Annotated in this window: 17 protein-coding genes; 10 read left to right on the forward strand and 7 right to left on the reverse strand. The window is 55.8% G+C overall.

The genetic code is table 11. From position 1 onward, the window contains the following. Positions 1-174 precede the first annotated feature (174 nt). Together V6944_RS02505 and yieE are read right to left on the reverse strand one after the other, a co-directional pair. Positions 175-1,644, reverse strand: coding sequence for an amino acid permease (locus tag V6944_RS02505; protein ID WP_333497757.1), 1,470 nt, complete (start codon positions 1,642-1,644; stop codon positions 175-177). Positions 1,645-1,778: 134 nt separating this feature from the next. After that, positions 1,779-2,645, reverse strand: a complete 867-nt coding sequence (gene yieE / locus V6944_RS02510; RefSeq protein ID WP_333497758.1) for a DNA-binding transcriptional regulator YeiE — start codon at positions 2,643-2,645, stop codon at positions 1,779-1,781. Between the two features lie 118 nt (positions 2,646-2,763). Here yieE and V6944_RS02515 point away from each other — a divergent pair, with 118 nt between their 5' ends. Together V6944_RS02515 and nfo are read left to right on the forward strand one after the other, a co-directional pair. After that, on the forward strand, positions 2,764-3,816 hold the full coding sequence (locus V6944_RS02515; RefSeq protein WP_185666900.1) for a YeiH family protein: 1,053 nt from the start codon (positions 2,764-2,766) through the stop codon (positions 3,814-3,816). Between the two features lie 65 nt (positions 3,817-3,881). Then, a complete protein-coding gene (nfo, locus tag V6944_RS02520) occupies positions 3,882-4,739 on the forward strand; it encodes a deoxyribonuclease IV (RefSeq protein WP_333497759.1) in 858 nt (285 codons plus the stop codon). A 121-nt stretch (positions 4,740-4,860) separates the two neighbouring features. Here nfo and fruA read toward each other — a convergent pair whose 3' ends face one another. From fruA to fruB, 3 genes are read right to left on the reverse strand one after another with little or no spacing between them, the layout of a single operon-like run. Further along, positions 4,861-6,549, reverse strand: coding sequence for a PTS fructose transporter subunit IIBC (fruA, locus tag V6944_RS02525; RefSeq protein WP_333497760.1), 1,689 nt, complete (start codon positions 6,547-6,549; stop codon positions 4,861-4,863). 15 nt (positions 6,550-6,564) lie between these two features. Further along, positions 6,565-7,503, reverse strand: a complete 939-nt coding sequence (fruK, locus tag V6944_RS02530) for a 1-phosphofructokinase (RefSeq protein ID WP_333497761.1) — start codon at positions 7,501-7,503, stop codon at positions 6,565-6,567. Further along, positions 7,504-8,634 carry a fused PTS fructose transporter subunit IIA/HPr protein gene (gene fruB / locus V6944_RS02535; protein ID WP_220440422.1) on the reverse strand — a complete coding sequence of 377 codons (1,131 nt, stop codon included), beginning with the start codon at positions 8,632-8,634 and terminating at the stop codon, positions 7,504-7,506. 361 nt (positions 8,635-8,995) lie between these two features. On the opposite strand from fruB, the gene setB reads away from it, so the two are divergent. Further along, positions 8,996-10,177 carry a sugar efflux transporter SetB gene (gene setB, locus V6944_RS02540; protein ID WP_333497762.1) on the forward strand — a complete coding sequence of 394 codons (1,182 nt, stop codon included), beginning with the start codon at positions 8,996-8,998 and terminating at the stop codon, positions 10,175-10,177. On the opposite strand, the gene V6944_RS02545 is transcribed toward setB, so the two are convergent. Next, positions 10,174-10,428 carry a YkgJ family cysteine cluster protein gene (locus V6944_RS02545; protein WP_185667036.1) on the reverse strand — a complete coding sequence of 85 codons (255 nt, stop codon included), beginning with the start codon at positions 10,426-10,428 and terminating at the stop codon, positions 10,174-10,176. The two genes, setB and V6944_RS02545, sit on opposite strands and share 4 nt — an antisense overlap. 154 nt (positions 10,429-10,582) lie before the next feature. On the opposite strand from V6944_RS02545, the gene yeiP reads away from it, so the two are divergent. Next, positions 10,583-11,155, forward strand: coding sequence for an elongation factor P-like protein YeiP (gene yeiP / locus V6944_RS02550; protein WP_185666890.1), 573 nt, complete (start codon positions 10,583-10,585; stop codon positions 11,153-11,155). Between the two features lie 123 nt (positions 11,156-11,278). Here yeiP and uxuA read toward each other — a convergent pair whose 3' ends face one another. Then, complete coding sequence (gene uxuA / locus V6944_RS02555; protein ID WP_333497763.1) at positions 11,279-12,469, reverse strand: mannonate dehydratase; 1,191 nt, start codon at positions 12,467-12,469, stop codon at positions 11,279-11,281. Positions 12,470-12,674: 205 nt separating this feature from the next. On the opposite strand from uxuA, the gene V6944_RS02560 reads away from it, so the two are divergent. The 6 genes from V6944_RS02560 (at position 12,675) to V6944_RS02585 (ending at position 20,575) form a co-directional block, all read left to right on the forward strand. Then, the gene (locus V6944_RS02560; RefSeq protein WP_333497764.1) at positions 12,675-14,141 is read left to right on the forward strand and encodes a mannitol dehydrogenase family protein; all 1,467 of its coding nucleotides are present in this window, start codon (positions 12,675-12,677) and stop codon (positions 14,139-14,141) included. 124 nt (positions 14,142-14,265) lie between these two features. Continuing rightward, positions 14,266-15,243 (forward strand): CobW family GTP-binding protein, encoded by a 978-nt coding sequence (locus V6944_RS02565; protein WP_333497765.1) that lies wholly within the window; start codon positions 14,266-14,268, stop codon positions 15,241-15,243. 44 nt (positions 15,244-15,287) lie between these two features. Beyond that, positions 15,288-16,004, forward strand: a complete 717-nt coding sequence (locus V6944_RS02570; RefSeq protein ID WP_333497766.1) for a phosphatase PAP2 family protein — start codon at positions 15,288-15,290, stop codon at positions 16,002-16,004. A gap of 417 nt (positions 16,005-16,421) precedes the next feature. Further along, entirely contained in the window at positions 16,422-16,994 is a 573-nt protein-coding gene (gene mepS, locus V6944_RS02575; RefSeq protein WP_185666886.1) for a bifunctional murein DD-endopeptidase/murein LD-carboxypeptidase, read from the forward strand. A 123-nt stretch (positions 16,995-17,117) separates the two neighbouring features. Continuing rightward, a complete protein-coding gene (locus tag V6944_RS02580; protein ID WP_333497767.1) occupies positions 17,118-18,680 on the forward strand; it encodes a cyclic di-GMP phosphodiesterase in 1,563 nt (520 codons plus the stop codon). A 104-nt stretch (positions 18,681-18,784) separates the two neighbouring features. Continuing rightward, positions 18,785-20,575, forward strand: a complete 1,791-nt coding sequence (locus tag V6944_RS02585; RefSeq protein ID WP_442910714.1) for an extracellular solute-binding protein — start codon at positions 18,785-18,787, stop codon at positions 20,573-20,575.

Here is a 20,575-nt window from a genome sequence, read left to right on the forward strand (position 1 = left end):
TGGAAATGGCTTCATCTATTTATATGAGGCGTGATAATAAACGTAATGATAATGATTATCAATTAAGTTTATTTAAAGTTATGTCAAGAAGTAACTATTTGCGTCTATTTTATAGACGGCAGGCATAAAAAAACCTCTCCGAAGAGAGGTTTTCACATTATCCCGAACCGCTGATTATTTCTTAAAGCGTTCCGGGAAGTGCATTTCGCTATAGCTCACGAAGTGCGTACCGCGGGTCAGCTTATAGCCGAACCAGATGACCAGGAACAGCGGAATACCGATATAGGTTGCCGCTACGCCGCCCCAGTCGATGGTATCGGCCAGGAATGCTTCGTAGTTCTGGCCCAAGGTAATGATCAGGCACAGTACGAAGGCAAAGATTGGCCCCAGTGGGAAGAACCCGGAACGGTACGGCAGATTATTCAGGTCATGACCCTGCATCACATAGCCGCGACGGAAACGATAATGGCTAATCGCAATCCCCAGCCAGGCGATAAAGCCGGTCATCCCGGAGGTGTTCAGCAGCCACAGGTAAACGGTCTGGTTGCCAAACATTGAGGTCAGGAAGCACAGGCCAGCAATCACGGTCGTCGCATACAGCGCGTTACGCGGCACGCCGCCACGGGAGAGCTTCGAGAAGATGCGCGGCGCTTTGCCGTCGCAGGCCAGGGTGTAGAGCATACGGGTTGAAGCGTACATCCCGGAGTTACCCGCCGACAGCACCGCCGTCAGGATAACCGCGTTCATAATCGCCGCCGCAGAGAGCAGACCCGCGTGTTCGAACACCAGCGTGAACGGGCTGACGGAGATATCTTTCACGTCGTTACGCAGCAGGCTTGGGTCGGTGTAAGGGATGATCAGGCTGATAATCAGGATCGCGAACACATAGAACAGCAGGATTCGCCAGAACACCTGACGGACCGCGCGCGGAATGTTCTTCTCTGGATCTTCAGACTCGCCCGCCGCAATACCGATAAGTTCGGTACCCTGGAAGGAGAAGCCGACGATCATCGCCACGCCAATCATCGCTGATAACCCACCGGCAAACGGCGCATCACCGGTTGTCCAGTTGCTCCAGCCCACCGGCTGCGCACCTTTGAAGATGCCGAGGATCATCATAATGCCGACGATAATAAAGATGATAACAGTCGCGACTTTGATCAGTGAGAACCAGTACTCCGCTTCGCCAAAGCCTTTAACCGAGATGTAGTTCAGCAGGAAGATAACGCACAGGAACAGCGCACTCCAGATCCAGCCTGGGGTATCCGGGAACCACCAGCTCATCACCAGCTGCGCGGCCACCAGGTCAACGGCAATCGTCACCGCCCAGTTGTACCAGTAGTTCCAGCCCAGGGCGAAGCCGAAGCCCTCTTCCACATAGTTCTGGCCATAGGTGGCAAAAGAACCGGATACCGGCATATAGGCTGCCAGCTCGCCAAGACTGGTCATCAGGAAGTACACCATCAGGCCAATCAGAATATAGGAAAACAGCGCGCCGCCCGGGCCCGCCTGAGAAATGGTTGCGCCGGACGCAACAAACAGACCTGTACCAATGGAACCGCCAATGGCGATCATCGTCAGGTGACGCGCCTTGAGTTCGCGACGTAACGCGGGCGCTTGTGTGGTTTTTGTTTCGGAACCCATGTGAAAATGCTATCCATCCAAAAAATGAGGCGCGATTGTAACAGACGATTCCGGCATATCACGGTAGAAATGCGCAGTTATAAGAGAGCTTCATGATCGCTCTCTTATTATAAGTAAAGCATCCGATGGCGATTTTAGATATCGCAGTAGTGCAGAAAACGCTTGAGGGCGTTGGAGAGGTGCTTTTGTCGGTGATGGATACGCCACAGCGTGCGGCTAAGCGTCGGCAGCGGGATCGCCACTTCCACCAGCGTCCCGGCGTCAAGCTGTTCGGCGATCACCCGCCGCGACAGGCAACTGATACCAAGATCATGTCGTACCGCGTGTTTAATGGCTTCCGAGTTGCCAAGCTCCATACCCATCTGGAACTGCGGCAGGTGTGAAAGCAGCAGATAATCGACGATCTCCCTCGTCCCCGACCCCTTCTCACGCAGGATCCACGGTGCCATCGCCAGCTTTTCGAGCGTCACCTCTCCCAACAGCCAGGCGCTGTTTGGTGCGGAGAACACCACCAGCTCATCGTCGAGCCACGGCTCAGCAATAATGTCCGCCGAGTGGCACGGGCCTTCGATAAGACCGATATCGACGCGGAAGTCCGCCACCGCGTTAATTACATCCTGACTGTTGCCCACGCTCAGTTCCAGCGGCAGCGCAGGAAAGTCTTTGCGGTAGCGGGCGATAATGCCCGGCAGAATATAGTTGCCGATGGTGCTACTGGCATAGACGCGAATCGCGCCGTTATCTTCACGAAACAGCTGTTCGATCTCCCCGGCTTGTTCAAGCAGCGCCAGCGCGCGCGGGTAAAGCAGGCGACCGTGCTCGTTAACCACCAGCCGTTTACCGACGCGGTCAAAAAGCTGAACGCCGAGTTGGCCTTCCAGATCGGTGAGCGCCGCGCTGACCGCCGACTGCGACAGCGCCAGCATCTGCGATGCCTGGGTGGTTGAGCCACTTTTCAGTACCTCTACAAAAACTTCTAACTGCCGCAGCGTGATATGCATAGCGCTTCAGCCCGCACGGGCCGCCCTTACCAGTTATTACGATTAATTATAAATATATAATCAATTTTATCTTTAAACCAGCGAGGCGTACTCTTTTAGCCAGACAAAGGAGAAGGCTATGACACAGGTCACCTTAGAAACGCATCATCATCGCGGTATCAAACATTTTATCCCAGGTCTTGCGCTGACCGCCGTGATTACCGGCGCCGCAGTCTGGATCGGCAATATCCCGGCCGTTGCAGGCGTCGGCATGAGCGCATTGACGCTGGCCATCCTGTTTGGGATGGTGATTGGTAACACGATTTACCCGAAACTCTGGCAGTCCTGCGACGGCGGGGTACTGTTCGCCAAGCAGCATTTACTGCGTCTGGGGATCATTCTTTACGGCTTCCGCCTGACCTTTTCCCAGATTGCAGACGTGGGCGTAAGTGGGATTGTGATCGATGCCCTGACGCTTTGCAGTACCTTTATGATGGCCTGCTGGCTCGGGCAAAAAGTCTTTGGTCTCGATAAACACACCAGTTGGCTAATTGGTGCAGGTAGCAGTATCTGCGGCGCGGCGGCAGTACTGGCGACCGAACCCGTCGTAAAAGCTGAGGCAAGCAAAGTGACCGTCGCGGTAGCGACCGTGGTTATCTTCGGTACGTTGGCTATCTTCATCTACCCAGCCATGTACCCGCTGCTGGCGCACTGGTTTAGCCCTGAGGCTTACGGGATCTATATCGGTTCCACCATGCACGAAGTGGCGCAGGTTGTAGCGGCTGGCCATGCGGTAACGCCGGAAACCGAAAACGCAGCGGTCATTGCCAAAATGCTGCGCGTAATGATGCTGGCGCCGTTCCTGCTGTTTATGGCCGCTCGCGTTAAACAACTGGCTCCAGCCGGTGCGACCGAGAAAAGCAAAATCACGATCCCATGGTTTGCCATCATGTTTATCGTGGTCACTATCTTTAACTCGTTCCATCTGCTGCCAAACAGCGTGGTGCAAATGCTGATTACGCTGGACACCATTATGCTGGCCATGGCCATGGCGGCACTGGGTGTGACCACGCACGTTAGCGCACTGAAAAAAGCCGGTGCAAAACCGCTGATGATGGCGCTGGTGCTGTTCATCTGGCTGATTGTTGGCGGCGGTGCGATTAACTACGCTATCCATAGCGTGATGGCATAATCGACAACGACTAAGCGCTTTTAACCCGCTATACTCCCCTTTTTGAGTATGGCGGGTTTAACGATATGAAATACATTGGAGCGCACGTCAGCGCCGCGGGCGGCCTGGCAAACGCCGCAATTCGGGCTGCGGAAATCGAAGCGACCGCATTCGCCCTGTTCACCAAAAATCAGCGCCAGTGGCGCGCCGCGCCGTTAACCACCGAGGTTATCGACGACTTCAAAGCCGCTTGTGAAAAATATCACTACACCCCGGCACAAATTCTTCCTCACGACAGCTACCTGATTAACCTCGGCCACCCGGTTGAGGAGGCGCTGGAGAAATCCCGCGAAGCCTTTATCGACGAACTGGCACGCTGCCAGCAACTGGGGCTGACGTTGCTGAACTTCCACCCGGGCAGCCACCTGCTGCAAATTGACGAAGACAAGTGCCTGGCGCGGATTGCCGAATCCATCAATATCGCGCTGGCGCAGACCGAAGGCGTCACGGCGGTGATTGAGAACACGGCCGGTCAGGGCAGCAACCTCGGCTTTAAGTTCGAGCATCTGGCGGCCATTATCGACGGCGTAGAAGATAAGTCTCGCGTCGGCGTCTGCATCGATACCTGCCACGCGTTTGCCGCGGGCTACGACCTGCGTACCACCGAAGCCTGCGCGGAAACCTTTGCTGAGTTCGAACGCATTGTCGGCTTCCAGTATCTGCGCGGCATGCACCTCAACGACGCCAAAAGCGAGTTCGGCAGCCGCGTTGACCGCCACCAGAGTCTGGGCCTCGGCAATATCGGGCACGATGCGTTTCGCTTTATCATGCAGGACAACCGCTTTGACGGTATCCCGCTAGTGCTGGAAACCACCAACCCGGATATCTGGGGTGAAGAAATTGCGTGGCTGAAGGCGCAACAGCAGGAAACTGCGGCGGCCTGATTGCCCGGCGGCGCTATGCTTACCGGGCCTAAAGGTTCGGTGAGATCGAATAAGCCACAGCCGCCATCAGATACAAAAAAAGGGCCGAATCATCGGCCCTTTTCTACGTAGTGCACTACGGTTACGCTTTCGCGGCAACCCCACTTTCCGGGCGTTTCAACACCGCGTAAGAGAGGCCCGCCACCAGCGTACCCACGATAATCGCCACCAGATAACCCACCACCGGCGTGATAGCGCCAGGGATCAGCAGGACGAACAGACCACCGTGTGGTGCCATCAGTTTCGCACCAACCGCCATCGAAATAGCCCCGGTAACGGCACCGCCGACGATACAGCAAGGCAGGACGCGCATTGGGTCACGAGCCGCGAATGGAATCGCCCCTTCGGAGATAAAGCACAGACCCAGAACCAGCGCCGCTTTACCGCCTTCACGTTGACCCTGATCGAATTTCTTACGCGCAATCAGCGTGGCAATACCCATTGCCAGCGGTGGAACCATACCGGCCGCCATAATCGCCGCCATCGGCGCGTAGGTTTGGGTACTCAGCAGACCAACGCCGAACGCGTATGCCGCTTTGTTCACCGGACCACCCATGTCGGTACACATCATCGCGCCGAGGATCGCACCCAACAGGACGGCGTTCGCGGTACCCATGGTTTGCAGCCAGTGGGTCAGCCAGTTCAGCAGCGCCGCAACCGGGGTGCCGATCAGGTAGATCATCGCCAGGCCAACAATCAGACTGGAGACCAGCGGGATAATCAGGATTGGCTTCAGCGCTTCCATGCTTGGCGGTAGCTTCAGCTTGGTGCTGATAAGTTTCGCGACGTAACCGGCCAGGAAGCCTGCAATGATACCGCCGATAAAGCCAGAACCGCCGCTTACCGCCAGCATACCGCCGATAAGACCCGGGGTCAGGCCTGGACGGTCAGCAATAGAGAAGGCGATAAAGCCTGCCAGTACCGGCACCATCAGCGCGAAGGCGGAACCGCCGCCAATCTGCATCAGCGCCGCCGCCAGCGTGCCTTTGACTTCAAACGCTTTGATACCGAAGGCAAAGGACAGGGCGATACACAGACCGCCCGCCACGACCATTGGCAGCATATAAGAAACACCGGTCAACAGGTGACGATACGCCCCGCCGCCGCTCTCTTTCTTCGCGGAATCCGCCGGGGATTTACTCTGGCCAGTCGGCTGATACGGCTTCGCCTCAACCATTGCTTTGTCCAGTTCCTGCGCGGTTTTCTTCAGCGCCAGGCCGGTGGTGGTGCGATACATCGGCTTACCAGCAAATTTCGCCAGATCCACTTCAATATCCGCCGCCACGATAACCAGATCCGCCTGCTCAACTTCTTCTGGCGTAATCGCGTTACCAGCGCCCACGGAGCCACGGGTTTCCACTTTCACCCACAGGCCACGTTTTTTAGCCTCGGTTTCAATGGCTTCAGCCGCCATAAAGGTGTGCGCCACGCCGGTTGGGCACGCGGTGACCGCCACAATGCGTTTTACCGCACCTTTGGCAGTAGGCTCCGCCTGCGCCGGAGCCTCGTAAGGCAGGGCGTGCGATTTGGCTTCACTCAGGAACAGTTCCGGATGGGAGACTGCACGGTTGATGTCGCCAAGGTAAACCTGTTTGCCAGCCAGCGCGGTATCCGCTGGCAGAGCAGTGCCCAGCACGATCGCCAGGTCGGCGTCGTTCGGGTTATCAATGAACTCCAGGCGCGCTTTCTGCGCCGCCGCGTTCAGCAGGGTCTTCGCCATATAAGCGCGAGCCTGTCCGAGTTTGGCATCGATAATCAGCAGCGTTTTCATACGCCTCTCCCGCTGTTAGTTAAAAGGTTTCAGGTCGACACGCGCCATCATCGCGGCCAACTGGGTACGGTCGGTGATCCCGACGTTGCTCTGGCTTACCGCCAGCGCTGCAACGGCAGTCGCCAGACGCAGGGTATGCTCGCTGGACTCACGCATCAGCAGGCCGTAAATCAGACCGCCAACCATTGAATCCCCTGCCCCTACGGTGCTTACCACTTCCATTGACGGCGGCTTAGCGATCCATTCGCCGGAGGCGTTAACCCAAAGCGCGCCTTCTGCACCCAGCGAAATCACCACGTGAGCAATACCCTGCTCGCGCAGCGCGTGGGCCGCTTCAATCACATCTTTCATTTCAGGCAGCTTGCGGCCAGCCCAGATTTCCAGCTCGCGACGGTTTGGCTTCACCAACCACGGTGCGGCTTTCAGCCCGGCAACCAGCGCTTCACGGCTGCTGTCGAAAATAATGCACGGACACTGGCTACGCAGACGCGTCATCCAGTCGGTGAACGCTTCAGGGCTCACCCCCGTCGGCAGACTGCCGCTCACGCACACCATGTCGAACTGGCCCAGCCAGCTCAGAGAATCATTGACGAAGCGTTCCCAGTCAGACGGGGTAACTTCGAAACCAGAGAAGTTGAAGTCGGTGACTTCACCATCTTTTTCCGTCAGCTTGACGTTAATACGGGTACGGCCCTGGACGACCTGGAAACGGTTAGCAATGCCCAGTTCGCTGAACAGCTGCTGAAAACCATCCTGGTTGTCTTTGCCCAGGAAACCACCTACAGTGACGTCGATGCCTAAGTCCTTCAGCACTTTGGCCACGTTAATGCCTTTACCCGCTGCGTGCAGCCCGGTGGTACGCACCAGGTTCACTTCACCACGCTCAACTTCTGGCGTGAACCCTACCAAATCATAGGCCGGGTTTAAGGTAATTGTGGCTACTCTTCTGCTCATTTATGCGCCCTCCCCGAGGCCTGAAGCAATGGCTTCGCCAATAGCGTCCAGCGCCTGACGAGCATCATCACCCTGTGCGGTAAAGCGCAGGCGATGACCTTTTTTGACACCCAGCGCGACAACCTTCATCAGGCTACGCCCGTTGGCTGGTTTACCGCTGCCGTCAAGGTTGGTGACGGTAATGTCACTGTTAAACTGTTTAATCGTGTTCACCAACACGGTGCCCGGACGGGCGTGCAGACCGTGTTCGTTACGCACTACGAATTCTTCATTCAGCACGTCTTCAGCCAGCGCTTCATCGCTGGTCAGCAGCGCCAGCAGCGTAGCGGCATCGGCTTTCAGCAGGCGTTCAGCTTTGTTGTCCAGCAGAATATTGACCAGGCGGTTCAGCACTGCGGTCGGCTGGGCATCAGCCATGGCGACGGAGATCAGCAGCGAAGCAGAAGCGTCACCGACGGTAAATGGCGTTGCCGCGCGGCTTACCGCAATGGCGCTGCGCAGGTTGCCTTCCGCGCTGTCGTTCAGCCAGATACCCTGGCCCAGGTTCAGCGGCTGCTCGTTAATCACGCGCGCCACAAAGTTGGCATCTACCGCGCCCGCTTCTTTCAGACGTGCGGCGTTCAGCGCCTGCAGCGTCACCAGGTCACTGGCGACCACGTCAAGCGACAGCGTGTCGTTATCAAGCTTCAGCACTTCGCTCTGCTTTTCACCCATCAGCAGCGCACGCAGCTCTTCCGCGGTGGTGGCGGTTTTCAGCTGTTCAGCCACCGCGTCATCGCTCAGCACATGCGTCAGCTGACGTAGCAGGCCGAGGTGCTCATCGGAGCTGGCAGCGATACCGATAGCAACATACGCCGTCTGGCCTTCGCCCCAGGTCACGCCCTGCGGGAATTGATAAACCTGAACACCGGTTTTCAGCACCTGATCGCGGGTATCGGTGGTGCCGTGCGGAATCGCAATGCCGTTGCCAAGGAAAGTGGAGGTTTGTTGCTCACGCGCCAGCATACCGGCAACGTAACCGTCAGCAACGTTGCCTGCGCTGACGAGCGCTGCAGCAACCTGCCGAATAGCCTCTTCTTTATTCGCGGCCTGCTGGCCGGGATGAATATCCTGAACAGTTAACTGGAACATGGTTCCCCTCGCGCGCTGAATTGAATCGATTCAGCTTTGGTGAGAAAAAATCGTCGTACTTAGCGAGTAAAGTGCTGAAGACGACGCTGAAACGTTTCAATAATATTGTGCCTTTCTTAATCAGCCTGCAAGTTTTGCTGACAACTTGATTGCATAAATTAGATCTACAGCACATTTCATTAGCATTCTCGCCACATCTGCTGACGCGCTGATGGCGACTCAACAACGGCTTCAGCAAGACGTAAGCTAGATTTTGAAATGGCCTTTTAATTTTTCGTGCCGAATTTGATTTAGGTTACTGTTCATTTTCTGAGTCGCGGCGTAAACTCCCGGCCTCTCCTAAAGCGACCGATAAAACAACATGCAAAACAGTACCGCCGCCGCCCCACGGCGATCGTTTGATTTCACCTCGTCATCCTTTCTGATTGTTGCCTTTTTAACCGGTATTGCCGGCGCGCTTCAGACCCCAACGTTGAGCCTGTTCCTCAGTAATGAAGTGCACGTTCGCCCGGCAATGGTCGGCTTCTTTTTCACCGGCAGCGCCGTTATCGGCATCCTGGTCAGCCAATTTCTGGCGGGCTACTCGGATAAACGCGGGGACCGTAAAAATTTGATCGTGGTCTGCTGCCTGCTCGGCGTGCTGGCCTGCGTACTGTTCGCCTGGAACCGCAACTACTTTATTCTGCTGTTCGTCGGCGTCTTCCTCAGCAGCTTTGGCTCCACGGCCAACCCGCAAATGTTTGCCCTCGCCCGCGAGCACGCCGACAAAACCGGCCGCGAGGCGGTGATGTTCAGTTCGATTATGCGTGCACAGGTGTCGCTGGCGTGGGTGATTGGCCCGCCGCTGGCCTACGCGCTGGCCATGGGTTTTAGCTTTACGGTGATGTATCTGTCGGCTGCGGTGGCGTTTGTGGTCTGCGGCGCGATGGTCTGGCTGTTTCTGCCAACCATGCGCAAGGAGAAAGCGGCGGCCAGCGGTACGATTCAGGCACCGCGCACCAACCGTCGGGATGCGCTGCTGCTGTTTGTTATCTGCACCCTGATGTGGGGCACTAACAGCCTCTATATCATCAATATGCCGCTGTACATCATTAATGAACTGCATCTGCCGGAGAAGCTGGCTGGGGTGATGATGGGCACCGCTGCCGGGCTGGAAATCCCGACGATGCTGATTGCGGGTTACTTCGCTAAACGGCTGGGTAAACGCTTCCTGATGCGCCTGGCCGCCGTGGCTGGACTATTCTTCTATATTGGTATGCTGACCTTCAATAGCCCAACGCTGTTGCTGGCCATGCAGCTGCTGAACGCGGTGTATATCGGGATTCTCGGCGGGATTGGCATGCTGTACTTCCAGGATTTGATGCCGGGGCAAGCCGGTTCAGCCACCACGCTGTACGCCAATACCTCGCGCGTCGGCTGGATCATCGCCGGTTCGCTGGCGGGCGTCGTGGCGGAAATCTGGAACTACCACACCGTATTCTGGATTGCGCTGGCGTTGTGCATTGCCACCCTTTGCTGCCTGGTGCGGATTAAAGACGTTTAGGGCGCGGTCAGCGCTTCGAGGTGAAGCAGATAGGTCATCGCCGCGTCGCGGGTGACGCCGCACATTTCAGGCGCGGGCTGTAACCCTGCACACACTTTCGGACGCAGCGGCGAGCCAAAGATTTTACACCGCTGGCGTTCGTCGAGCTGCACGCAGGGCGTGTTAGCCGGTTTGCCGTTGGGCATGCCGGGAATGGGGCTGGAGATTGAAGGTGCAGTGCAGCAAGCCCCGCAGTCCGGACGACATTCCATCGCGGGTTCTCTGTAGTGTGGATAACGTGGTGGCGCGCACATTACCACCTTTTAAGCAGGCATAGCAAAAGCCTTTAAATCCTCTTGCCTGAAACGCCCGGCACGAGTACTTTTACGCGATATTTTTGACACCCTAGTTCACAGGATAATTGCAATGCCAAGAGCGAACGAAATTAAAAAAGGTATGGTGCTGAATTACAACGGCAAACTGCTGATTGTAAAAAACATTGATATTCAGTCACCGAGCGCCCGTGGCGCAGCAACGCTGTACAAAATGCGCTTCTCCGATGTCAGCACCGGGCTGAAGGTTGAAGAGCGTTTTAAAGGCGACGACATGGTCGATACCGTGACCCTGAACCGCCGTTTCGTTGACTTCTCCTACATCGATGGCAACGAATACGTGTTCATGGATAAAGAAGATTACACCCCGTATATCTTCACCCACGACCAGATTGCTGAAGAGCTGCAGTTCATTCCTGAAGGCGGTATGCCGGAAATGCAGGTTCTGCTGTGGGATGGCCGGGTTCTGGCGCTGGAACTGCCGCAAACGGTTGATCTGGAAATTGTTGAAACGGCACCGGGCATCAAAGGCGCTTCCGCCAGCTCCCGTACCAAGCCAGCAACCCTGACCACCGGTCTGGTTGTGCAGGTTCCTGAATACCTGACCACTGGCGAAAAAATTCGCGTTCATATCGAAGAAAAACGCTATATGTGCCGCGCGGACTAACTGTCTCTGGTAGCCCGGCCGAGCAACGCGACGCCGGGATTATACCTCGTCCGGGCTACGGAAATAGGCAAACAAAAAGGGCAGCCAAATGGCTGCCCTTTTTTATTTTGGGAAAATGACGACTTACAGCAGATCGCGGAACTTGGTCATTTTCAGCGCCAGCTCAACGCCGCGCACTTCCGCCAGGCCTTTCAGGCGACCAATCGCCGAGTAGCCAGGGTTGGTTTTCTTCTTCAGGTCATCCAGCATCTGGTGACCGTGGTCAGGACGCATTGGGATAGGACGCAGATCGCCCGCTTTCTTACGACGCTGCTCTTCGGTCAGAATCGCATCTACTACCGCAACCATGTTCACATCGCCCTGCAGGTGCGCTGCTTCGTGGAAGGTTTTCGGGTTCCCTTCACGGCAGGTAGAACGCAGGTGCGTGAAGTGGATACGGTCGCCAAAGGTCTCGATCATTTTCACCAGATCGTTATCCGCACGCACGCCGTAAGAACCGGTGCACATGGTGAAGCCGTTGTTGATGCTATCAACGGTCTCTTTCAGCCACTGCATATCTTCAATGGTAGAAACGATACGCGGCAGGCCGAGGATTGGACGCGGTGGATCGTCCGGGTGAACCGCCAGACGCACGCCGACTTCTTCCGCTACCGGCACGATAGCGCGCAGGAACACCGCCATGTTTTCACGCAGGTTTTCTTTGCTGATGTGGTCGTATTCCGCCAGACGTGCACGGAACTGGTCCAGGGTGTAACCCTCTTCCGCGCCCGGCAGGCCAGCAATGATGTTGCGGGTCAGTTTGGTGACTTCCGCTTCGGTCATTGCCTGGAAATATTCCTGCGCCTGACGCTGCTCTTCCGCGGTGTAATCCGCCTGCGCGCCTTCACGCTTCAGGATGTGCAGTTCAAACGCCGCAAAAGCGATCTGGTCAAAGCGCAGCGCTTTAGAGCCATCTTCCAGGGTGTACTCGAGGTCGGTACGCGTCCAGTCGAGGATCGGCATGAAGTTGTAGCAGACGGTGTCGATGCCACATTCAGCCAGGTTGCGGATGCTCTGCTGATAGTTGGCAATCCAGGTTTTGTACTCACCGGAGCCAGTCTTAATATCTTCGTGAACCGGGATACTCTCAACCACGGACCAGGTCAGACCTTTTTCAGCCAGCATCGCTTGACGCTGTTTAATTTCTTCAACCGGCCATACCTGACCGTTTGGAATGTGGTGCAATGCCGTTACGACGCCCGTCGCGCCAGCCTGACGCACATCATCAAGAGATACCGGATCGTTCGGGCCGTACCAACGCCAGGTTTGTTCCATTGCCTCACCCTCTAAAGTTGTTATACCAATAAAATCACCTTCAATGACGACTACCATACATGTTTATTCTGTAGCGTCAATAAATCCGCTGGGATTGATTGATCAAGCTCACATTAACGCGATAAATACGGCACACCAATTCAATTTGTTGTCATATAACTTTACACTGCACACGTTAATTAATCGTTAATCGGATGTGTGAACAATGAATACAATCGCCTCAAGCGCCCTTCCCGCCAGCGTCCAGCGCCCTCAATATGATAGACAACAGCTACGTTCGCGGATTGTGCACTTCGGTTTTGGTGCGTTTCACCGCGCCCATCAGGCGCTGTTAACCAACCGGGTATTGAACCAGCACGGCGGCGACTGGGGGATTTGTGAAATCAGCCTGTTTAGCGGCGACGTGCTGATGAGCCAGCTCCGTCAGCAGGATCATCTGTTCACCGTGATGGAGAAGAGCGCTGCGGGTAATCAGCCGATTATCATTGGTGCGGTCCACGAGTGTCTGAACGCAAAGCTTGATTCTCTGGCGGCGATTATCGAGAAATTCTGCGAGCCGCAGGTGGCGATTGTCTCTCTGACGATCACCGAAAAAGGCTACTGCATCGATCCGGCGACCGGACACCTCGATTTCACCCAGCCGCGGATCGTCCACGATCTTGAATCCCCCACGGAGCCACACTCTGCGCCTGGCATTCTGGTTGAAGCCCTGTCTCGCCGTCGCGATCGTGGTCTTCCGGCCTTCACCGTCCTCTCCTGCGATAACATTCCTGATAACGGCCATGTGGTTAAAAACGCGGTGCTGGACATGGCAACCCGTCGGGATCCAGAGCTGGCGAGCTGGATTGCGGAATACGTCAGCTTCCCCGGCACCATGGTCGACCGTATCGTCCCGGCCGCGACCGAAGCATCGCTGGCTGAAATCACCCAGGAGTTGGGTGTCGAAGATCCGTGCGCCATCAGCTGTGAACCGTTTATTCAGTGGGTCATTGAAGATAATTTCGTCGCCGGACGCCCTGATTGGGGCAGCGTAGGGGCGCAGATGGTCAGCGACGTCCTGCCGTGGGAAGAGATGAAGCTGCGTATGCTTAACGGCAGCCACTCGTTCCTTGCCTACCTCGGCTACCTTGCGGGCTATGCGCACATCAGCGACTGCATGCAGGATGAATCTTACCGCCGTGCGGCGCGTCATCTGATGATGGCCGAGCAGGCTCCCACACTGCGCATTACCGATGTAGACCTCGGCGCGTATGCCGATAGCCTGATCGCGCGCTTCAGCAACCCGGCGCTTCAGCACCGTACCTGGCAAATCGCGATGGACGGCAGCCAGAAGCTGCCGCAGCGTCTGCTGGACGGCATTCGTATTCATCTCCAGAACGGCAGCCGTTGGCCGCTACTGGCGCTGGCCGTCGCCGGGTGGATGCGTTACGTGAGCGGCGTGGACGATGCCGGGCAGCCGATTGATGTCCGTGACCCGCTGGCGGAGAAAATTCGCAACATCGTGGCGAACAGCAGCAACGAGAACCGGGTCGCTGCGCTGCTCACGCTGCAGGAAATTTTCGGCAGCGACCTGCCAGCCAACCCGCAGTTTGTTCAGGCTATCGAGCAAGCCTGGCAACATCTGGTGCAACAAGGCGCACGCCAGGCGGTGTTGACCGCGCTCAATAGTTAACATTTTCTGCTATTTCGCGGGCTAATATTAGATTAGCCCGCCTTAACACTTCTCTTTTCGACGTCGCTTCGCCAGGATAAAGTGATCCAGATAACACTATCACTATGTCCAGTGCGGAGTTTTCGTGACTAAAACCAATCTGATCACCGGCTTTCTCGGCAGCGGGAAAACCACCTCTATTCTGCACCTGCTGGCCAATAAACCTGCCGACGAAAAATGGGCTGTTCTGGTCAATGAATTTGGCGAAGTCGGCATCGACGGTGCCCTGTTAGCCGACAGCGGCGCGCTGCTTAAAGAGATCCCCGGCGGCTGCATGTGCTGCGTGAACGGCCTGCCAATGCAGGTCGGCCTGAATACGCTGCTGCGCCAGGGCAAACCGGATCGCCTGCTGATTGAGCCTACGGGCCTCGGTCACCCTAAACAGATCCTCGATCTGCTTACCGCCCCGGTTTACGAGCCGTGGATCGACCTGCGCGCCACGCTGTGCGTGATCGACCCTCGTCAGCTGCTGGACGACAAGGTCGCCAACAATGAAAACTTCCGCGACCAGCTCGCGGCGGCGGACATTATCGTCAGCAACAAAACGGACCGTGCCACCGCCGAAAGCCAGCAGGCGCTGGCTGACTGGTGGCAGCATCACGGTGCTGAACGCCAACTCGTCGAGGCCACTCAGGGCAGCATCGATAATGCCCTGCTGGATACACCACGCAGCAACACGGCGCCGCTCAGGGCCAGCGCGGCGCACTCGCACTCACATCCGTCAAACAAAGGTCTCGCGGCGTTAAGCCTGCCGGAGCACCAGCGTTGGCGCAGAAGCGTCAACGAAGGCCAGGGCTATTACGCCTGCGGCTGGATTTTTGACGCCGATACCGTATTTGACACCATCGGCCTGCTGGAGTGGGCACGTCTATCACCGGTGACTCGTCTGAAGGCGGTGATGCGTATTCCTGAAGGGCTGGTGCGTATTAATCGCCAGGGCGCCGACCTGCACATTGAAACGCAGAGCGTCGCACCGCCCGATAGCCGTATTGAGCTGATAAACGACGCGCAAACCGACTGGAATCCACTACAAACGGCGCTGTTGAAACTTCGTTTAGGTTAAAACCGCTAAGGTTTCCGCCGAGACTAATTGCTATGAATATTAAGATGCGTACACGTTTTCCCCTGATTATTTTGCTCAACGCTGCCGGCGTGGCGTTGTTTCTCTCCTGGTTCCTGCCGGCGAATCACGGCTTCTGGTCCGTGGCTGACCTTGGCATTTTTCACTTCTTTAACCGGGGTTTAAACGCAGATAATTTGGGCTACGCCTGGTTCTTAGCCATCATTAATAACCGCGCCTTTGACGGCTGTTCGCTGTTGGCAATGGGCTGTCTGATGCTCAGTTTCTGGCTAAAGGAAACCACTCAAGGCCGTCGCCGGATCGTGGTGATGGGCCTGGTGATGCTGCTGTCGGCGGTCATCATCAATCAGTTGGCGCAGCACCTGATGCCGGTTACCCGCAGCAGCCCGTCGCTTTCCGTGCCGGGCGTACACCGCGTCAGCGACTTTATCGACTTCTCGACCAAAGACGGTTCACGGGACAGTTTCCCCGGCGATCACGGTATGATGCTGCTGATATTTGCCACCTTCATGTGGCGCTATTTCGGCCAAAAAGCGTTCCTTATTTCACTGATTATTTTTGTGGTTTTCGCCTTCCCGCGCGTGATGATCGGCGCACACTGGTTTACCGATATTGCCGTCGGTTCGTTAACCGCAGTGCTGATTGGCGTACCCTGGGTGCTGATGACGCCATTAAGCGATAATGTGATGGGCCTCTTTGAGCGAAATTTGCCCCATTTATCCAAAGCGAAATCGGCGCAATAAATAACCAATTCATCTGATATTCCAGAAAGAGGGTATTCACCCTCTTTTTCTTTTTTTATCCCACCGCGTTATTGTCATCGTCCCGTCACAACATTCATTTTTATAATGAATGAGTTGCCCATTTTTCATTCACCAGCGACGCAATTTTGGCCATTCACAATTTTTAACTTTGTGTATCACGATTTCTTATAAGAAATCGGGCAAAAGCGCTCGCAATGCCGCTTTCGTTAAGGTAATCTCATTCGCGTTTGTCGTTTCAAAGAGCAATTATTTGGTTCGTAAATAAAACTTTGTGCGCTAAGCCACAAAAATGAATTCAAAGAATTGTCTCATTGATTGCGTGTATTTAGTCTCAGACGCGTTTGGCATTTTTTATAACGACTCCATCGTTAAGGACTTCAAGGGAAAACAACGAAAATGGTCAAATCTCAGCCGATTTTGAGATATATCTTGCGAGCGATTCCAGCAGTAGCAGTTGCGGTTCTGCTTTCTGCCTGTAGTAACACCAGTAACACCGCTAAGAACATGCATTCTGAGACGCATGCAGTGGGCACCGAAGATGCCTCGTCACTGCAAGCCTCTCAGGATGAATTTGAAACCATGGTGCGTAACCTAGACGTGAAGTCCCGTCTGATGGATCAATACGCAGGATGGAAAGGTGTCCGTTACCGTCTGGGCGGCGACACCAAGCGTGGTATCGACTGCTCCAGCTTTGTGCAGCGTACCTTCCGCGAACAGTTTGGTTTAGAGCTGCCGCGCTCCACCTGGGAGCAGCAGGAAACGGGTAAATCCGTTAAACGCAATCAGCTTCGAACCGGTGATTTAGTGTTGTTCCGCGCCGGCTCTACCGGTCGTCATGTAGGCATCTACATTGGCAACAACCAGTTTGTTCATGCTTCCACCAGCAGTGGTGTGACGATTTCCAGCATGAATGAACCGTACTGGAATAAACGTTACAACGAAGCACGCCGCGTCCTGAGTCGTTCGTAATGTCGTTTACCGTCGGTTTCCCTTGGCTGACGGTAAGCATAAAAAAAGCACTGCTCCGGCAGTGCTTTTTTTATGCTTCATCATTATTCTTTTCTTTAGAGTTCCGTAGCATAGAGAAGTTGCATGTTCACTCGCCATTCATCGATTAACCGTCGAATCGTTCTCACCAGTATTGTTGCCGGCCTGCTGATTGCGCTTGCTGCCGGGCTGGTGCAGTTTTCTATATTCCATCACCGTCGTTCGGTCCAGTTTGATAACACCATTTCCAGCTTACAAAACTACTTGAATAACTACTTCAGGCAGATCCTGGTGACGATGGATTCTCTGCAACCGCTAACGATGGACCCGTGCCAGGCCGTGTCGTCGGAACTCACCGAGCGCGCCGCGTTCAGCATGAACGTGCGAGCATTTCTGCTGGTGAAAGATCAGATAGCCTACTGTTCATCGGCCACCGGGGAGATGTCGCTGGGGCTTAAGGATCTGGTGCCGGATCTCGATCTCAGCAAAACGCACGTGATGGGGATCGTCCCCGGCACGCCGATGATGCCGACCACCCCTGCCTTTGTGCTATGGGTAAAAAGCCCGCTGCTGGAGAACCGCGGCGTTTTCGCCTCGATTAACGCCAACCTGATGCCCTGGGTGCTCTACTCGTCAAAGCAGACCCCGTATAACGGCGTCGCGCTGGTCGTTAACGGTAAGACAGCCATCTCTACCTTTAGCAGCAAACCCCTTGCGGTCGACGACATTACCGATACCGCCGTTCGCCACGTGAAGATCAACGACGTGCCGCTGGAGGTCTATCTCTACAGCAACGCGCTCAGCAGCGATAACTCGCTCTATTCAATCCTGCTCGGACTCATCTGCGGCCTGATCGGCGGCCTGCTGTGCCTCTACATTTTGGCTATTCGATCGCGGCCGGGGAAAGAGATCCTCGCCGCCATCAAACACCGCCAGTTCCACGTGGTCTATCAGCCGGTGGTGGATGCGAAGAATCGCCAGATTACCGGTGCGGAGGCGCTAATGCGTTGGTCGCACCCGACCGCCGGGAATATCCCGCCGGACGCATTTATCAGCTATGCCGAAGCGCAGGATCTCATCGTCCCCCTCACTCACCATCTGTTTGAGCTGATCGCCCGCGATGCGCCGGTGCTAAAAGATCTGCTGCCGCCGGGCGCCAAGCTCGGCATCAATATTGCGCCCGGTCACCTGCATGCCGAGAGCTTCCAGCAGGATATCCGCAACCTGGCGGCCAGCCTACCGCAAAACTACTTCCAACTGGTGCTGGAGATAACCGAGCGCGACATGCTGCATCTGGAGAAGGCCATGAGCCTGTTTGCCTGGCTGCGCGGCGAAGGCATTGAAGTGGCTATCGATGATTTCGGCACCGGGCACAGCGCGCTTATCTACCTCGAACGCTTCACCCTCGACTACCTGAAAATCGACCGCGGGTTTGTCAACGCTATTGGTCGGGAGACCATCACCTCGCCGGTGCTGGATGCGGTGCTAACCCTGACGCACCGCCTGAACCTGGTGACGGTCGCTGAAGGCGTGGAAACCGAGGAACAGGCAACCTGGCTTTGCGATCACGGCGTCGACTATCTTCAAGGCTATCTGATAAGCCGCCCGCTCACGCTGCAGCAGCTGATTGTGGAATATCGTAAGCCAGCAAAGTATTTCACAAGTTAAGCAAGGTCATTTAAGATTCAGGGATAAAAGACGTTTTCAATCAATACTTTTCAATGCGGGGTAGCCCTATCGTGATCGTAGCGCGTGTCTGTTTGACCCTGCTGATGCTGTTCAGCCTGTCCCTGCAGGCGCAGACCATTAAAGAGAGCTACGCGTTTGCGGTGATAGGTGAACCTAAATACGCCGTCGACTTCAACCACTTTGATTACGTCAATCCTGCCGCTCCAAAAGGCGGCAACGTCACGCTAGCCGCACTCGGCACCTTTGATAACTTCAACCGCTTTGCGCTGCGCGGAAACGCCGCAGTGCGCACCGACTCGCTGTATGACACGCTGTTCACCACCTCCGACGACGAGCCGGGCAGTTACTATCCACTGGTCGCCGACCGGGCCCGCTACGCCGATGATTATTCCTGGGTGGAGTTGACCATCAACCCGCGCGCCCGCTTCCACGACGGCAGCCCTATTACCGCTCGCGACGTCGCCTTCACCTTTAACAAGTTTATGACCGAAGGCGTGCCGCAGTTCCGCCTGGTCTACAAAGGCACCACCGTCAAGGCTATCGCCCCGCTGACGGTCCGCATTGAGCTGGCGAAACCGGGCAAGGAAGATATGCTGAGCCTGTTTACCCTGCCGATTCTGCCGGAAAAGTTCTGGAAAGATCATAATCTCAGTGAACCGCTCAGCACGCCGCCGCTGGCAAGCGGCCCTTACCGCATCAGCGACTGGAAGATGGGGCAATATATCGTCTATCAGCGCGAGAAAGATTACTGGGGCGCCGACCTGCCGGTAAACCGAGGTCGCTGGAACTTCGACACCCTCCGCTATGACTACTACCTCGATGACAACGTCGCGTTTGAGGCTTTCAAGGCCGGGGCCTATGACGTGCGTACCGAGAGCAGCGCTAAAAACTGGGCGACGCGCTATATCGGCAAAAACTTCGCCAGCGGTTACATCGTTAAGGATGAACAGAAGAACAACGCCGCGCAGGATACCCGCTGGCTGGCTTTTAACATCCAGCGCCCGGTATTCCATGACCGCCGCGTGCGCCAGGCGGTCAGCATGGCGTTTGATTTCGAATGGATGAACAAAGCCCTGTTTTACAATGCCTACAGCCGTGCTGACAGCTATTTCCAGAATACCGAATACGCCGCACGTGGCTACCCGGATGCCGACGAGCTCACGCTACTGGCTCCACTCAAGAGTGAGCTGCCACCGGAAGTGTTCACCTCCATCTACCAGCCCGCCGCGTCAGACGGGCACGGCTTTGACCGCGACAACCTGCTGAAGGCGGGAAATCTGCTGACCGACGCCGGCTGGGTGCTGAAAGGCCAGCAGCGCGTCAATGCGAAAACCGGCCAGCCGCTGCGCTTTGAACTGCTGCTACCTTCAGGCGGTAACGATCAGTGGGTGATGCCCTTCCAGCGCAATCTGCAGCGTCTGGGCGTGACGATGGATATCCGCCAGGTTGATATCTCACAAATCACCAACCGGATGCGTAAGCGCGACTACGACATGATGCCGCGCCTGTGGCGAGCAATGCCGTGGCCAAGTTCAGATCTGCAAATCTCCTGGTCGTCGGAATACATCAACTCGTCCTACAACTCGCCTGGGGTGGCAAGCCCGGCGATTGATAGCCTGATCAACCAAATCATCCGCTGGCAGGGCAATCAGCAGAAGCTGCTGCCGCTCGGACGCGCCCTTGACCGGGTACTGACCTGGAACTATTACATGCTGCCGATGTGGTATATGTCCGGCAGTCGAATCGCCTACTGGAATAAGTTTTCTTATCCCAGCATCCACCCGCTCTATGCCTCCGGCACGGACGCGCCGGGCTTCGACACCTGGTGGTACGACGTGAATAAAGCGGCGACCTTACCCGCTTCCCGACGTTAA

It is taken from the genome of Kluyvera sp. CHPC 1.2972 (assembly GCF_036759925.1).
In the GTDB taxonomy this organism is placed as follows: Bacteria; Pseudomonadota; Gammaproteobacteria; order Enterobacterales; family Enterobacteriaceae; genus Kluyvera.

Coding starts and splice junctions, on each gene's coding strand:
- V6944_RS02505 (WP_333497757.1), bottom strand. CDS start 1,644: ATGGGTTCCGAAACAAAAACCACACAAGCGCCCGCGTTACGTCGCGAA.
- yieE (WP_333497758.1), bottom strand. CDS start 2,645: ATGCATATCACGCTGCGGCAGTTAGAAGTTTTTGTAGAGGTACTGAAA.
- V6944_RS02515 (WP_185666900.1), top strand. CDS start 2,764: ATGACACAGGTCACCTTAGAAACGCATCATCATCGCGGTATCAAACAT.
- nfo (WP_333497759.1), top strand. CDS start 3,882: ATGAAATACATTGGAGCGCACGTCAGCGCCGCGGGCGGCCTGGCAAAC.
- fruA (WP_333497760.1), bottom strand. CDS start 6,549: ATGAAAACGCTGCTGATTATCGATGCCAAACTCGGACAGGCTCGCGCT.
- fruK (WP_333497761.1), bottom strand. CDS start 7,503: ATGAGCAGAAGAGTAGCCACAATTACCTTAAACCCGGCCTATGATTTG.
- fruB (WP_220440422.1), bottom strand. CDS start 8,634: ATGTTCCAGTTAACTGTTCAGGATATTCATCCCGGCCAGCAGGCCGCG.
- setB (WP_333497762.1), top strand. CDS start 8,996: ATGCAAAACAGTACCGCCGCCGCCCCACGGCGATCGTTTGATTTCACC.
- V6944_RS02545 (WP_185667036.1), bottom strand. CDS start 10,428: ATGGAATGTCGTCCGGACTGCGGGGCTTGCTGCACTGCACCTTCAATC.
- yeiP (WP_185666890.1), top strand. CDS start 10,583: ATGCCAAGAGCGAACGAAATTAAAAAAGGTATGGTGCTGAATTACAAC.
- uxuA (WP_333497763.1), bottom strand. CDS start 12,469: ATGGAACAAACCTGGCGTTGGTACGGCCCGAACGATCCGGTATCTCTT.
- V6944_RS02560 (WP_333497764.1), top strand. CDS start 12,675: ATGAATACAATCGCCTCAAGCGCCCTTCCCGCCAGCGTCCAGCGCCCT.
- V6944_RS02570 (WP_333497766.1), top strand. CDS start 15,288: ATGCGTACACGTTTTCCCCTGATTATTTTGCTCAACGCTGCCGGCGTG.
- mepS (WP_185666886.1), top strand. CDS start 16,422: ATGGTCAAATCTCAGCCGATTTTGAGATATATCTTGCGAGCGATTCCA.
- V6944_RS02580 (WP_333497767.1), top strand. CDS start 17,118: ATGTTCACTCGCCATTCATCGATTAACCGTCGAATCGTTCTCACCAGT.
- V6944_RS02585 (WP_442910714.1), top strand. CDS start 18,785: ATGCTGTTCAGCCTGTCCCTGCAGGCGCAGACCATTAAAGAGAGCTAC.